Genomic DNA, 13,506 nt, shown 5'->3' with positions numbered 1-13,506 from the left:
GCCGATGCCGGGCCGGCCCGCCGGCCGGTCCGCCCGCCCGCGCGTCAGGGCTCGATCCGTGCCCACACCGGCGCGTGGTCCGAGCCCGCCGCGTCCCGCCGCTGCACCGGATCGTCGTCGATCGAGGGCAGGGCCACGTCCTGGACGGGCGTCCCCGTACCGGCCGCGCTCACCTGGTCGAGGAGCAGCCGGCTGACGAGTATGTGGTCGATGAGTTCGGGACGCCCGGAGTGCACCCGGGAGAACCGCTGCCCCTCCGGAATGAGCGGGGCGATGTTCCACAGGCGTGCCGCGTCGCCCTTGTCCGGCCGTTCGAAGCCGGGTGTGCCGATCTCGGAACCTGGCGGCCCCTGGAGGATCTGGGTCGTGGCGGCCGCGACGCCGTCGTTGAGGTCACCGAGCACGGCGACGTTCCGCTCCCTGCCGGCGCCGTCCAGGAGACCGTCGGCGACGGTACGCAGCGCCGCGGCCTCTGCGGCCCTGCGGTACAGGGCGTACGCGCCGAAGCGGGCCCGCTCGCCCTCGTCGCGCGGCTGGAACCGGCCGCCCGGGTAGGTCAGCAGCTTCGACTTGAGATGGCAGACCGCGGCGGTCAGCCGCATCCCCCGCACCGTGGTGTCCACGGCCAGGAAGCCGCGGCCCGTGCGGGACACCGGTTCACCGTCGTCGTCCCCCTGGACGGGACGCATCGGTTCGGGCAGCCGGTCGGTGTCCGTGACCGTCCGCAGCGCGGTCCGGCTCAGGAAGCCGACACGGATGCCGCGGCTGTCCGGGTGCCCGGAGAGCGCGATGTGCCAGTCGCCGTCCAGTCTGGCCGCAAGATCCTCCAGCGCCTCGGGGTCACCGACCTCCTGGACGCCGAGCAGCGTCGGGTCGAGTTCCGCGACGACCGCGGCGAGAGCATCGAGCTTCGCCTCGTACGCGGCCTCCGTACGCGGGCCGAAGCCACCGCCGGGACGGTACAGGTTCTCCAGGTTCCAGGTGCCGAGGAGCATGCCGGGCTCCTTCCAAGAGGCGCTCCGGGGAGCACCGCCCGTCGAATGATGAGGCCAGCGTGCGCGCACGGACGGCCGGGCGACAGGGGGCGGGGACGGGATGCGCGGTTCACGTCCCCCGGCATGACGATCCCGCCGTACCGTGGCGTGATGACCTCGCCCGAGCGAACGCCCGACGCGAAGGGCGCGGCCGATCTCATCATCACCCGCTGCACGGCACTCGTGCACGACGATCATGAGGGGATCGGCTTCGTCGAGGACGCCACCGTCGTCGTACGGGACGGCCTGGTGGAGAGCGTGACGGCCGGTCCGGCCGGTGCCGGGGCCGCCGAGACCATCGACGCGCACGGCCAGGTCGCGATGCCGGGACTCGTCAACTGCCACACGCACACGCCGATGGTCGCGCTGCGCGGACTGGCCGAGGACCTGCCCGTCGAGGAGTGGTTCAACGACGTGGTCTGGCCCGTCGAGTCCAACCTCACCGCGCGCGACGTGGAGTTGGGCGCGCGGCTGGCCTGCGCCGAGATGATCCGCGGCGGTGTCACCTGCTTCGCCGACCACTACTTCGCCATGGACACGGTCGCCGCCGTGGTCGCCGAGAGCGGCCTGCGCGCCAATCTGGGGCAGGCCTTCTTCTCCTCGCAGGGCGTCGAGGGACGCGAACGGTCCCTCGACTTCGCGCTCCGGCACCGCGGCACGGCCGGGGGCCGCGTCACCACCTCGCTCGCCCCGCACGCGCCGTACACCGTCGACGACGCCGACCTCGCGGCCACCGCTGCTCTCGCCCGGGAGCACGGTCTGCCCGTGCACATCCACGCCGCCGAGAACCGGGACCAGACCGCGTCCAGCCTCGCGCGCCGCGGCCGCACACCCGTCGAGGTCCTGGCCGACACCGGACTGCTCGGCACGGACCTGCTGATCGCCCACGGCACCGGCATCACGGAACGCGACCTGCCCGTACTCGCCCGCGCTGCCGGCCGCGTCGCCGTGGCCTGCGCGCCCCGCGGCTACCTCAGGTTCGCCTGGCCCACCACCACCCCCGTACGGGCGCTGCGCGAACTCGGCATCCCCGTGGGCCTCGCCACGGACGGGGCCGCCTCCAACAGCTCCCTCGACGTATGGGAGTCCATGGCCCTGCTCGCGCTCACGCAGAAGTCCGCCGAGGGCGACCCGAGATGGCTGACCGCCCGGCAGGCACTGCACCACGCCACGCTCCAGAGCGCGCGGGCCGTCGGCCTCGGCGGCGAGATCGGCAGCCTCGCCCCCGGACACAGGGCCGACATCGTCCTCGTCGACCTGAGCGGCCCGCACACCCAGCCGGTGCACGACCTCGCGGCCGCGCTCGTGCACAGCGCCCGCTCCGGGGACGTACGGACGACGATCGTCGACGGGCGGGTCCTGATGCGCGACCGCGAACTGCTCACGGTCGATGTGCCCACGGTCGTACGGGAGATGGGCGCGCGGATGCCCGCCCTCGTCGACCGGAGCCACGGCCGGCGGATCCAGGACTACGACACCTGAGGCGGGTCGCGGACGCGGGGCCCGCACGCGGTGACCGGCCCGCGCCGGATCCGTGTCGGAGACGTACCGAAGGTAAATCCGTACTCCACCGATGAGTTCCGTCCGCCGCTCCGGTCCACCACGGGGAAGGCACCGCATCGAAGGAGTAACCATGACGCTTCCGCGGATCGTGTCGCGCGAGGAGTGGCGTGCCGCGCGCGAGGAACTGCTGGTCAAGGAGAAGGCCGCGACCCGCGCCCGCGACGCGCTCAACGCCGAGCGGCGCAGGCTGCCGATGGTCGAGATCGACGTGGGCTACGTCTTCGAGGGGGGCGACGGGAAGGCGACCCTGCTCGACCTCTTCGCGGGGCGCAGGCAACTCGTCGTGTACCACTTCATGTTCGCGCCGGAGTGGGACGCGGGCTGCCGCGGCTGTTCGGCGTTCGTCGACCAGATGGGGCACCTCGCGCACCTGCGCGCGCGGGGCACCGAACCGGCCCTGGTCTCCCGGGCGCCCTACACGAAACTCCTGCCCTTCCAGGCGCGCATGGGCTGGACGGTGCCCTGGTACTCCTCCCGCTCCAACGACTTCAACCTCGACTTCCGGGCGTCAGTCGAGAGCGACCCGGCGGGCGACGCGACAGGGGACGCGACCGGGACCGGTGACGGCACCGGGGGCGGAACGCGGACGCACGAACGGCCGGGCGTCAGCTGCTTCCTGCGGGACGGGGACCGGGTCTTCCACACCTACTCGGCGTACGGGCGAGGGCTGGAGGGACTCGGCTCCACCACGAGTCTCCTGGACCTCACGGTGCTGGGCCGGCAGGAGGAGTGGGAGGAGCCCCGGGGCCGCGCGGCGGCACTCGGAGCACTCGCGGGCGCCGACCGGATCAGGTACCACGACGAGTACGACGACTGAGGCGGTCGCCGGGGGAGGCCACCTCACGGCTCCCGGTGACCGAGTGTCAACTACGTCTCAGTCGTGTCACTTCCCGAGACGTCCACCCCATGTCCGGCGTTTAACTCTTCAAAGGCTCTTTGAATTCTTCAAGGACTTTTCGGAGAGCGGCACGACATGGAGGTGCAGGGTGGTGAACGGGCGAACGGTGCTGGAGCGCTTTCCCGCCGGTGGACCGCGCGGCTCGTGGCCGGCGGAGGAGTTCGCGCACGCGCGGCGCCAGGAGGGGCAGCACGTGGAGGTCGTGATGGACCTGACCTCGGACACTTTCCTGGTCGTCGTGCGGGAACTCGTCGAGTGAGCGGCGCGGTGCGACCGGCCCCCGGCGCCGAGTGAGTGGCGTACCGGCCGGCTCCCGGTACCGAGTGGGTCGCACCCTGGCCGGCTCCCGGTACGGGGCCGGGCGCACGCTGGCCCGCCTTCGACCTCTGGAGCCACCTCGCCCGACCGAGCGGCCCGACCGACCGGCCGCCCGCCCGACCGGCTGACCGAGCGATCGACCGGCGCGGCTCCGGACGCGACGGACCTGGCCGGAGCCGAGCGGCCCGAAGGGGCCGAAGCGGACCGAAGGCCGGAGCGGCCCCAGGCGTGAGCGGAAGCCCCCAGGCGTGAGCGGAAGCCTCAGGCGCTGACGGGCCGGGTCCACGCCGGGGGAGTCCCCGTCACCCGGCAGAGGGCCAGGTAGAGGGGGATGGGCGGGGTGTAGGGAAACATGCCGTCCGGTTTGTGGATGAGACCCGGAAGACCGGCCGAGGAGGGCACGACGGCCCCCGCGGTGTACCGGGCGGGGGCGGGCCACTCCAGGGCCACGTCCGAATCGCGGGGCACTAGCCACCACCACTGTGTGTCGTCGGCGTACACACAGCCGATGCGCGGCAACCGCGGCAGCAGGATCCGGCCGAACACCGCCGGCATCGACACCGCGTCGCAGCCCAGGGGCGTCCGCATGCCCTCCGGGACGGCCAGTCGCACGGACCCGCCGGTTCCGGAGGCCGTCCGCCGCTCCCGCTCCCGCTTGAGGCGGACCAGCGTGTCCAGGCTCAGCGTGCCCGGCGCACCGGCAGACGCCGCCCTCGCACCCATTCGGCCTCCGTCCGTACTCGCAGTGTCACTCACGGCGTCCGAACCGGCGGGGACGCCGGTTGGAACGATTCAGATCAGAACCGACGCGCGTCGGTCGCGGGCAGGGTCAGAACCGCTCGTGCCCGACCGGAGGCGTGTGCGTCTCCGTCCGCGGCGAACGCGTCCCCGCTCTGGGCGTGTGCGACTCGGTGCGAGGCACGTGGCTCTCGGTGCGGGGCGCGTGCGCGCCCGTCCGCGAGGAGCCGGCAGGGGCCGGCCGGCTCCTCGCGCCCCAGCCCAGGTCCGACCGCGGCTCGGCGCCGTTGTTCGCCGATCGCGGCAGTTCCGCCCAGACCAAAAGGCCCGGTCCGGTCTCCTGGGCGCCCCAGGCGGTGCACACCGCCGCGACGAGAAGCAATCCCCTCCCGTGCTCCTCCTCGGGACGTTGCGGCGACGGGTGGGGCTCACCCGGCGCACAACCCTCGTCACGTACGGCTATTCGCACATGGTCCTCGCCGTCGAGCAGCTCGCACACCACATGGCGGCTCGCCGTGTGCACGATGGCGTTGGTGACCAGTTCGGAGACGATCAGTTCCGCCGTGTCGCAGGTTTCCTCGCAGACCGACCATCCCGAGAGCCTGGCGCGCGTCAGGTGCCGGGCCTGTGCTGCGGAGCCCGGGTGTGCGGCCAGCTCGAAGCGGAACCGGCGGGCGGCGGCCTCTGCGGGGGGTGCCCCCACAGCGGCGCCAAGGCCCGAGCGGTCCTCGGTGGCGTCTGTTCCTAACGGCGCGGACGGAATCACGCTTGCCACTATCTCCCCGTCGTGAACACTTGGCAAGTGTCACTCTGAAAATTGCAGAGTGCAGTGTTCCGCGCCGTAGCGCCGTGGCACACTGCTCGCAACAGCACGTGGCGCGGCGTCAGTTGGGTACCCGAAGGGGTACCGGAACGGGCGCCGCCCGGGCTGTCCGGACAATGTGGAGGTGGACGTGAGTGAGCCACGGTCCGCGCCGACGGTCGGGCAGGTCGTCCTCGGGCGGCGCCTGCTGGACCTGCGGGAGCGCGCGGGGCTCAAGCGTGAGGAGGCGGCCCGGATACTGCGGGTCACCGCCGCCACCGTCCGCCGCATGGAGACCGCTGAGGTCGCCCTCAAGATCCCGTACCTCCAGCTCCTGCTGAAGTCGTACGGCGTCTCCGACGACGAGGCCGAAGCCTTCGTGGCCCTCGCGGAGGAGGCGAACCAGCCGGGATGGTGGCAGCGCTTCCACGACATCCTGCCGGGCTGGTTCTCGATGTACGTGAGCCTGGAGGGCGCGGCCGCCCTCATTCGGTCGTACGAGCCCCATTTCGTTCCCGGAGTGCTCCAGACCGAGGAGTACGCGCGGGGCGTCATGGAGTCCGGTGCCATCGGCCAGACCAGACCCGAGGACATCGAGCGCCACGTGGCGCTGCGCATGGAGCGCCAGGCACTGCTGACACGTGCAGACGCGCCCCGGTTCTGGGCCGTGATGGACGAGACGGCCCTGCGCCGTCCCGTGGTCGGGCCCGAGGTCATGCGCGACCAGATCGACAAGCTGCTGGAAGCCGCGAAGCTGCCCAACGTGACGCTGCAGGTCGCCCCGTTCTCCTCGGGGCCGCACGCCGGCACGTACGGGCCCTTCGTGCTGTTCCGATTTGCCATGCCCGAACTGCCGGACATGGTCTACAGCGAGTACCTGACCGGCGCCGTCTACCTGGACGCGCGCGCAGAGGTGGCGACCCACCTCGAGGTCATGGACCGCATGGCGGCTCAGGCCGCCACGGCACATCGCACGAAGGAGATCCTGCTGGATCTCCGCAAGGAGCTGTGAATGGATCGCATCAAGTCCCGGATACGCGCCGCGCGGATCTACAACGGCATGCCCGCCAGGGAGTTGGGCAGCGAGGGCTGGCACAAGCCCTGGAGCGGCGGCAACGGAGGCAACTGCCTGGAGGCGATGAAGCTGGCCGACGGCAGGATCGCGGTGCGTCAGTCGGCGGACCCGGACGGTCCCGCCCTCATCTACACCCCCGGCGAGATGACCGCGTTCATCCAGGGCGCCAAGGCGGGGGAGGCGGACTTCCTGCTCTCCTGAACCGGCACGCCGGTGTTCGAACCCTCTTGCTTAATCAGCCTTCCGATGTCCGCCGTCCCAGGTTTCTCGACCTCCCGCATTTCCCGTCGTCCTGCGTTTCCCGTTTTCTGAGCTCTCATTTCCTGCGTTTCGTCCTCCGTCTCGTCCTCTGACTTCTGATTCGCCTTCGATTCCTCGCCCTCGGTTCCGGGGGGCCCGTCGGCCGGCTCCTGGTTCCGGCCCTCTGCCCCACGGTCCCCCGAGTCCTCCCGGGCCCGGTGTCCCGGGTCCTCTCCCGGTTCACCCCCGTGGATCACGCGTCGCGGCGCACGCCGACTCCTGACCGGAGCCCGGGTTCCGTGCGCCGCGACGCCGAGACCACCCTGCCGGGGTCACCTTGCCCGGACCGCCTCTCCGAGACCGCCTCACCCGGACCGCCTCTCCGAGACCGCCTCGCGGGACCGAGAGGTCGGCCGGGCCGGGTGACCTGAGGGGCCCGCACCCGGGGCGCACGCGCCGAGGGAGGCCGTATTCCGGTGCCGCACGCGCTGTGCCCTTCCGGCGAACGCCGCGGCACGGCGCACCGCTGCGGACCGAACCGCGCCGCACTGCGCCGCACCGGCCTCACGCGGACTCCGGCAGCGCCGCGCACAACGCTTCCAGCGCCGCCCCGTACGCGTGCTCCGCGGGCGTCGCGTACCCCACGACCAGCCCGTCCGGCGCGGGACCGGCCGCCTCCGGGTGCCGGAAACCCGCCAGCCCGTCCAGCGCCAGGCCCTGCCACTCGGCGGCCTTCAGCACGGAACGCTCACTTCCCGGCGGCAGCCGCAGCACGGCGTGCAGTCCGGCCGCGACCCCGGTGACCTCCACTCGCGGGGCGTGCGCGGCGAGCGCGGCCACCAGCCGGTCCCGCCGCGCGCGGTACCGCTGGCGCATCCGCCGCACATGACGGTCGTACGAGCCCGACACGACGAAGTCCGCGAGGGCCAACTGGTCCAGGACGCCGGCCCACGCCTCCCGTTCGCCCTTGGCCGCCAGCACACCGTCGACGTGACGCTCGGGCAGCACCATCCAGCCCAGCCGCAACGCGGGGGACAGGCTCTTGCTGACCGAGCCGATGTGCACCACCCGCTCCGGATCCAGCCCCTGCAACGCCCCCACGGGCCTGCGGTCGTACCGGAACTCCCCGTCGTAGTCGTCCTCCAGGACCACCCCCGCCCGCGAGCGCGCCCAGTCGACGACGGCCGCGCGGCGCCCGGGGTGCAGCGGCCCGCCTGTCGGGAACTGGTGCGCGGGCGTGAGGAGTACCGCACGCTCCGCTCCGAGTCCGTCCACCCGGGCCCCGTCCTCGTCGACCGGCAGCGGGACCGTGCGCACACCGGCCGCCGACAACAACGAGCGGTGGAACGGCAGGCCGTACGACTCGACCGCCAGCGGACCCCGCAGGACCGCAGGGAACAGCAGCCGCAGCGCGTGCGCGAAGCCCGAGCAGATCACGATCCTGCCCGGCTCGGTGCGCACCCCGCGCGTCCGGGCCAGATACTCCGTCAGTGCCTCCCGCAGTTCTGTGCGGCCCGCCGGGTCACCCGGTCCGAAAGCCTCGTTCGGTGCCGTCCGGAGCGCCCGCCGGTACGAGGCCAGCCACGCCGCACGCGGGAACGAGGACGCGTCCGGAGTGCCCTGCCGCAGGTCGTGGCGCGGTCCACGCGTGCGTGCGGGTGCCTTCCTGGGTACGCGTGTCCGGTCGCCCAACGGCTTCGCACGCTCGGCGACCCGCGTCCCCGACCCCTGACGAGCGGTCAGCCAGCCCTCGGCGACGAGCTCGGCGTAGGCGTCCGCGACGGTGTTGCGGGCCACGCCCAGGTCGGCGGCGAGCGAGCGGTACGGGGGGAGCCGCGTCCCCGGGGCGAGACGTCCGCCGCGGACCGCCTCACGCAGGGCGCCGATGAGCGCGGCCCGGCGGCCGCCAGGACCGGACAGGCCGGGACGCAGGTCGAGAAGCAGGTCGGCGCCGACGGCCTCAGCCGAATTGACCCATGATTCCGCCATGGAAATGCACCCTACAACGGGTCTCTGACACCCATAGATTCATGGTCATGACGCACACGGTGAACGACACGCAGACGACGCACCCGGCCGGCGCGGACACCCGCCTCGACGGCGAAACCCCTGCGCGGGGCGCGACGAGGAACGCCTCCCGGGCCCGCACGGAGGCCCCTGTGGGCGGAGACGGCCGCCTCGACTTCGCGAAGTCCGCCCCCAAGGCGTTCCGCGCCCTCGTCGGATTCGACACCGCGGCCCGTGAAGGGCTCGAACCCGCCCTCGTGGAGCTGATCCAGATCCGCGCCTCGCACCTCAACCACTGCGCGTACTGCCTGCACATGCACACCAACGACGCCCGCAGGGCCGGTGAGAGCGAGGACAGGCTGCACATGGTCGCCGTCTGGCGCGAGGCCCCGCACTTCTTCACCGAGCGGGAGCGTGCCGCACTCGAACTGACCGACGCCGTCACCCTCGTCGCCGACGGAGGAGTCCCGGCCGACGTCCACGCCCGGGCCGCCGCGCAGTTCGACGACGGGGAACTGGCCCACGTGCTCGCCCTGATCCTCACGATCAACACGTGGAACCGGATCGCCCTCGCGACGGCCAGGACCGCGGGCACGGACGGACGCTGACCCGTGGGTTGTGCGGGTGTGCGGGCCGTGCGGGTGGGCAGGACGCGGCGGGGGCGGCGAGTGCGGCGGTGGCTGGCGCACGCAGACGTGCGGGACGTCCGGGCGGGCTCGGCCCGTTGGACGGGCCCGAGGGCTGCCGTGCGGTCCCAGCCGCCTACGCGGTCATCGGTCCGTCGTACGGTCCGACCGGCGTCGGCAGCGTCGAAGAGCCCGTCAGCCGCCGGTCGACCGCCGCGGCGACCGACCGGCCCTCCGCGATGGCCCACACGATGAGGGACTGCCCGCGCGCGGCGTCCCCCGCGACGAACACACCGGGCACGTTCGTCGAGAAGTCCGCGTCACGGACGATCGTCCCGCGGGCGTCCGTGCCGAGCCCGAGCTGATCGACCAGCCCGTCGGAGGGGTCCGGGCCGGAGAAGCCGAGAGCGAGCAGGACGAGATCGGCCGGCAGCACCCGCTCGCTCCCCGGCCGTGGACGGCGCCCCGCGTCGACGTCCACCAGATGCAGCGAACTCACCCGCCCCTGCGCGTCGCCCGCGAACCGGAGCGTGGACGCCGCGAACACCCGGGCGTCCGCGTCCGCCGCGGGAGCCGTGCCCAGTTCACGCGCCTCCTCGTGAGCGGCCGACAACCGGTACACCTTCGGATACACCGGCCACGGCTCCCTCTCCTCGTCCCGTTCCGCGCCGGGCCGTTCGTAGATGTCCAACTGCGTCACGGAACTGGCGCCCTCGCGCACCGCCGTACCCAGGCAGTCCGCACCCGTGTCACCCCCGCCGACGATCACCACGTGCCGGCCCGCGGCGGACAGCGGCGATGTCTCCAGGTCCCCCTCGCACACCCGGTTGGCCAGCGGCAGATACTCCATCGCCTGATGTATCCCGCTCAACTCCCGGCCGGGTACGGGAAGCTCACGCCACGCCGTGGCCCCCATCGCCAGCACCACGGCGTCGTACCGCCTCCGCAGCTCGGCCGCCCCCACGTCCCGGCCGACACGGGTCGACGTACGGAACTTGGTGCCCTCCGCCCTCATCTGCGCCACCCGCCGCTCCAGATGCCGCTTCTCCATCTTGAACTCCGGTATCCCGTAACGCATCAGGCCGCCGATCCGGTCGTCCCGCTCGTACACGGCGACCGTGTGCCCCGCCCGCGTCAGCTGCTGCGCGGCGGCCAGCCCGGCGGGTCCCGAGCCGACCACCGCGACCGTGCGGCCCGACAGCCGTTCCGGTGGCCTGGCCCGCGCGAACCCGTCCTCCCAGGCCCGGTCCGCGATGGCGGCCTCGACGTTCTTGATGGTGACCGCAGGCTGGTTGATCGCCAGCACGCAGCCCGCCTCGCAGGGCGCCGGGCACAACCGCCCCGTGAACTCAGGGAAGTTGTTCGTCGCGTGCAGCCGGTCGCTCGCCGCCCGCCAGTCGTCGCGGGAGACCAGGTCGTTCCAGTCGGGGATCAGATTGCCCAGCGGGCAGGCGTCGTGGCAGAAGGGGACACCGCAGTCCATGCACCGGTCGGCCTGCGTGCGGACGATCGGCAGCAGCGCCCCGGGTACGTACACCTCGTCCCAGTCCCGCACCCGTTCCGCGACCGGCCGCCGCGGCCACTCCTCGCGGGACGCGTTCATGAAACCCTTGGGATCGGCCATCGCCGCCCCCCTTGCGGACGCGAGCGGGCCCGTACGGCATCCGTCTCCGTAGCGATCGTCCGGGCGGCGGGCCGCAAGGGCATGTCGGCAGGCTCTACCTGCAACGATACGTCTCCGTCGTCGCTTCCGCCCCAGCGGAGAGCCGGTGGCCGCCGCCTGTCGGGACCTCGCACGCGTCCCTGCCGGACGGCACCTCACGGCTCCTCGCACGCGTCCCTTCCGGGCGGCACCTCACGGCTCCTGGGACGCGTCCCTTCCGGAGAGCCTCTCAAGGCTCCCCGGACCCCGCCGTCAGACCCTGCGGGTGGTGCCCGCAGCCGCCTCGGGGCCGGACCGCCGGACCGCCGGACCGCCGGGACCCCTGCGCGCGCCCGGTCGGCTCCGGCACGTGTCCTGCGCCCCGGACGCGCGCCGGTCACGTGCGCCGGTCACGTGCGCCTCAGGTGAGCGCCAGCACGTACGACAGGGTCGAACCCACCGCCGCGAGCGTCCGGACGTGGTTCCACGTCGACCACTCGCTCACGTAGGCCGGCCAGTACGCGACGGCCTCCGGCGAGCCCGGCTCCATCGTGGCCAGCCTGTTGTTGCGCGGAACGTTCGCGGCGATCGTGACCCCGAAGCATCCGAACAGGTACAGGGCGCTGCCCAGGAGCAGTTCCACGGTCGCCCCGTCCGGCCACAGGACGAACGTGACCACCGCGAGCACGGCACAGAGCACGGCCGAGCCCAGGAACACGAGCATGAACGCCGGTGTCACCGCGGTCACGTTGATCGCCTGCATCGCCGCAACGCCCTGCGCGGGCGGCAACGCGGCGAGCCCCTTCATCACGAACGTCGAGAACGCGCAGAAGACCCCCGCCACCAGTCCGGTGCCGAGCACACCCGCCACCGTCAGCACGAAATACGGTCCCTCGATCATGGCCACTCCCGCCCGCTCGAAACCCCTGGTCGACACCTCGCGCGCCGCTCCCGGACCAGCCGGCCCGTCCGCGAACCCACAAGATCCTGCACGGCGCCCTCTGTCACCACAAGTGAAATCCCGTACGGCGAGCGTGACCATGGCCGAGAGGCTCGACCGCATGTCCGCACGTCTCCGTCGCGAGGCCGCCGCTTCCAGCCGGTGTCTTCCCCCCGCCCCCGCCCTCCCCGCCCCCGCCCCCGCCCTCCCCGCCCTCCCCGCCCTCCCCGATCCCGCCTTCCCTGTCGTCTCCTCGTCCCCGTGCGTCCGCGCGGCATCATGGCCGTGTGCGACTTGAAGCGATCACCTGGGAACGGCTCGGCGACCTCCTCGCCGAGCGCCTGCTCGACCTGACACCGGCCGACGGCAGTCCCTGGCCGCGCGTCGCCGTGGACGGGGCCCCCGCGGCCCGTCCGGGAGACCTCGCCGCGCTCGTCGCCGAGGCACTGCGCCCACGCGGCCGGTCCGCCCTGGTAGTCGGCACGCAGGGGTTCCTACGACCCGCCTCCCTCCGGCTCGAACACGGCCACCAGGACGTGGAGGCCTACTACGACGGCTGGTTCGACACCGGCGCCCTGTGGCGCGAGGTCTTCGGCCCACTGGAACCCGGCGGCGACGGACGTGTCCTGCCCGACCTCCGCGATCCGGCGACCGACCGGGCCACCCGCAGCCCGTACGTCCAACTCCCTCCCAAGGGCGTGCTGTTGCTGCACGGTCCGCTGCTCCTGCACCACTGGTTCCCCTTCGACCTCACCGTTCATGTGCGCCTCTCACCGGCCGCCCTGCGCCGGCGCACCCCCGAGAGCGAGCAGTGGACGCTTCCCGCCTACGAGCGCTACGAGGACGAGACGGCTCCCGCCGACTCCGCCGACGTCCTGGTACGGGCGGACGATCCGCGCCACCCCGCCTGGAACGGGTGACTTGCCGGGCGCCGCGGGAGCCGCCCGGGCCGCGGGAGACACGGCGAGGTCTGCGCGAGGTCTGCGCGAGGTCCGTGTGGGGGCCGCGTGGGTCGGGTGCGGCGAGGCAGGCTCCGGGTGCGTATCTCCCGGCCCCCGGAGAGAATGAGGGGCGCCGGGACTAGCGGTGCCTCCCCGCGCCGCGCCGGCCGTCCGGCACCGGGAGGTACTGCATGACCACCGCCGGAGACATGATGCACCGCGGCGCCCAGTGGATCCCCGCTCACGAGACCCTGGACCGGGCCGCTCAGTTGATGCGTGAACTCAACGTCGGCGCACTGCCGATCAGCGACGAGAACGAACGGCTCTGCGGCATCCTCACCGACCGCGACATCGTGGTCGGCTGTGTCGCGATGGGCCACGACCCGGCGCGCGTCACCGCCGGCGACATGGCCAAGGGCACGCCACGCTGGGTGGAGGCCGACGCGGATGTCAGCGAGGTGCTCGGTGAAATGCAGGGGCACCAGATCCGCCGCCTTCCCGTGGTCGAGAACAAACGCCTGGTCGGCATGATCAGCGAGGCCGACCTGGCCATGCACCTGACGGAACAGCAGCTCGCCGGCTGGGCCGAGAGCGTCTACGCGAAGGGCTAGACCCGCTGACGCACGTGCCCACGGCTCAGCGGGACCGTCGGCGGGCCGGCGTCACAGGGCGTTGCCCGGGG

14 protein-coding genes are annotated in these 13,506 nt (G+C 72.7%); 8 read left to right on the top strand and 6 right to left on the bottom strand.

Going from position 1 to position 13,506, the window contains the following annotated elements; translation table 11 throughout:
* Nucleotides 1-44: 44 nt before the first annotated feature.
* Nucleotides 45-995: an endonuclease/exonuclease/phosphatase family protein gene (locus IE265_RS14925; protein WP_190036027.1), complete on the bottom strand. Its 951-nt coding sequence runs from the start codon at nucleotides 993-995 to the stop codon at nucleotides 45-47.
* A 150-nt stretch (nucleotides 996-1,145) separates the two neighbouring features.
* On the opposite strand from IE265_RS14925, the gene IE265_RS14920 reads away from it, so the two are divergent.
* From IE265_RS14920 to IE265_RS14910, 3 genes are all read left to right on the top strand, one after another.
* A complete protein-coding gene (locus IE265_RS14920) occupies nucleotides 1,146-2,516 on the top strand; it encodes an amidohydrolase (protein ID WP_190036026.1) in 1,371 nt (456 codons plus the stop codon).
* 151 nt (nucleotides 2,517-2,667) lie between these two features.
* A complete protein-coding gene (locus tag IE265_RS14915; protein WP_190036025.1) occupies nucleotides 2,668-3,414 on the top strand; it encodes a DUF899 domain-containing protein in 747 nt (248 codons plus the stop codon).
* A gap of 169 nt (nucleotides 3,415-3,583) precedes the next feature.
* Nucleotides 3,584-3,754 (top strand): DUF8839 family protein, encoded by a 171-nt coding sequence (locus tag IE265_RS14910; protein ID WP_494486041.1) that lies wholly within the window; start codon nucleotides 3,584-3,586, stop codon nucleotides 3,752-3,754.
* Nucleotides 3,755-4,074: 320 nt separating this feature from the next.
* Here the strand turns inward: IE265_RS14910 and IE265_RS14905 are convergent, their stop codons facing one another.
* The gene (locus tag IE265_RS14905; protein ID WP_190036024.1) at nucleotides 4,075-4,536 is read right to left on the bottom strand and encodes a hypothetical protein; all 462 of its coding nucleotides are present in this window, start codon (nucleotides 4,534-4,536) and stop codon (nucleotides 4,075-4,077) included.
* A 106-nt stretch (nucleotides 4,537-4,642) separates the two neighbouring features.
* A complete protein-coding gene (locus IE265_RS14900; protein ID WP_190036023.1) occupies nucleotides 4,643-5,326 on the bottom strand; it encodes an ATP-binding protein in 684 nt (227 codons plus the stop codon).
* Between the two features lie 178 nt (nucleotides 5,327-5,504).
* On the opposite strand from IE265_RS14900, the gene IE265_RS14895 reads away from it, so the two are divergent.
* Nucleotides 5,505-6,365 (top strand): Sco1979 family transcriptional regulator, encoded by an 861-nt coding sequence (locus IE265_RS14895; protein WP_190036022.1) that lies wholly within the window; start codon nucleotides 5,505-5,507, stop codon nucleotides 6,363-6,365.
* Entirely contained in the window at nucleotides 6,366-6,629 is a 264-nt protein-coding gene (locus IE265_RS14890; protein WP_190036021.1) for a DUF397 domain-containing protein, read from the top strand. It begins immediately after the preceding gene.
* A 603-nt stretch (nucleotides 6,630-7,232) separates the two neighbouring features.
* On the opposite strand, the gene pdxR is transcribed toward IE265_RS14890, so the two are convergent.
* Nucleotides 7,233-8,657, bottom strand: a complete 1,425-nt coding sequence (gene pdxR, locus IE265_RS14885) for a MocR-like pyridoxine biosynthesis transcription factor PdxR (protein ID WP_190036020.1) — start codon at nucleotides 8,655-8,657, stop codon at nucleotides 7,233-7,235.
* Between the two features lie 41 nt (nucleotides 8,658-8,698).
* Between pdxR and IE265_RS14880 the strand changes: the two genes are divergently transcribed.
* Nucleotides 8,699-9,283 carry a carboxymuconolactone decarboxylase family protein gene (locus IE265_RS14880; RefSeq protein ID WP_190036019.1) on the top strand — a complete coding sequence of 195 codons (585 nt, stop codon included), beginning with the start codon at nucleotides 8,699-8,701 and terminating at the stop codon, nucleotides 9,281-9,283.
* Between the two features lie 154 nt (nucleotides 9,284-9,437).
* Here the strand turns inward: IE265_RS14880 and IE265_RS14875 are convergent, their stop codons facing one another.
* A complete protein-coding gene (locus IE265_RS14875; RefSeq protein WP_190036018.1) occupies nucleotides 9,438-10,925 on the bottom strand; it encodes a glutamate synthase subunit beta in 1,488 nt (495 codons plus the stop codon).
* 439 nt (nucleotides 10,926-11,364) lie between these two features.
* Nucleotides 11,365-11,844, bottom strand: coding sequence for an anthrone oxygenase family protein (locus tag IE265_RS14870; RefSeq protein ID WP_190036017.1), 480 nt, complete (start codon nucleotides 11,842-11,844; stop codon nucleotides 11,365-11,367).
* A gap of 326 nt (nucleotides 11,845-12,170) precedes the next feature.
* Between IE265_RS14870 and IE265_RS14865 the strand changes: the two genes are divergently transcribed.
* Together IE265_RS14865 and IE265_RS14860 are read left to right on the top strand one after the other, a co-directional pair.
* Complete coding sequence (locus tag IE265_RS14865; RefSeq protein WP_190036016.1) at nucleotides 12,171-12,803, top strand: nucleoside/nucleotide kinase family protein; 633 nt, start codon at nucleotides 12,171-12,173, stop codon at nucleotides 12,801-12,803.
* A 212-nt stretch (nucleotides 12,804-13,015) separates the two neighbouring features.
* Entirely contained in the window at nucleotides 13,016-13,435 is a 420-nt protein-coding gene (locus IE265_RS14860) for a CBS domain-containing protein (protein ID WP_190036015.1), read from the top strand.
* Nucleotides 13,436-13,506: the final 71 nt, after the last annotated feature.

Origin of the sequence: Streptomyces fructofermentans, assembly GCF_014651055.1 — a bacterium.
GTDB lineage: Bacteria > Actinomycetota > Actinomycetes > Streptomycetales > Streptomycetaceae > Streptomyces > Streptomyces fructofermentans.
The sequence above is the reverse complement of the archived record's forward strand: the minus strand, read 5'-3'. Positions and strand labels throughout refer to the sequence as shown.

Bases quoted from the DNA above. Each gene is read 5' to 3' on its own strand.
- pdxR (WP_190036020.1), bottom strand. From the start codon at position 8,657: ATGGCGGAATCATGGGTCAATTCGGCTGAGGCCGTCGGCGCCGACCTG.
- IE265_RS14920 (WP_190036026.1), top strand. From the start codon at position 1,146: ATGACCTCGCCCGAGCGAACGCCCGACGCGAAGGGCGCGGCCGATCTC.
- IE265_RS14915 (WP_190036025.1), top strand. From the start codon at position 2,668: ATGACGCTTCCGCGGATCGTGTCGCGCGAGGAGTGGCGTGCCGCGCGC.
- IE265_RS14875 (WP_190036018.1), bottom strand. From the start codon at position 10,925: ATGGCCGATCCCAAGGGTTTCATGAACGCGTCCCGCGAGGAGTGGCCG.
- IE265_RS14905 (WP_190036024.1), bottom strand. From the start codon at position 4,536: ATGGGTGCGAGGGCGGCGTCTGCCGGTGCGCCGGGCACGCTGAGCCTG.
- IE265_RS14870 (WP_190036017.1), bottom strand. From the start codon at position 11,844: ATGATCGAGGGACCGTATTTCGTGCTGACGGTGGCGGGTGTGCTCGGC.
- IE265_RS14890 (WP_190036021.1), top strand. From the start codon at position 6,366: ATGGATCGCATCAAGTCCCGGATACGCGCCGCGCGGATCTACAACGGC.
- IE265_RS14925 (WP_190036027.1), bottom strand. From the start codon at position 995: ATGCTCCTCGGCACCTGGAACCTGGAGAACCTGTACCGTCCCGGCGGT.
- IE265_RS14860 (WP_190036015.1), top strand. From the start codon at position 13,016: ATGACCACCGCCGGAGACATGATGCACCGCGGCGCCCAGTGGATCCCC.
- IE265_RS14880 (WP_190036019.1), top strand. From the start codon at position 8,699: ATGGTCATGACGCACACGGTGAACGACACGCAGACGACGCACCCGGCC.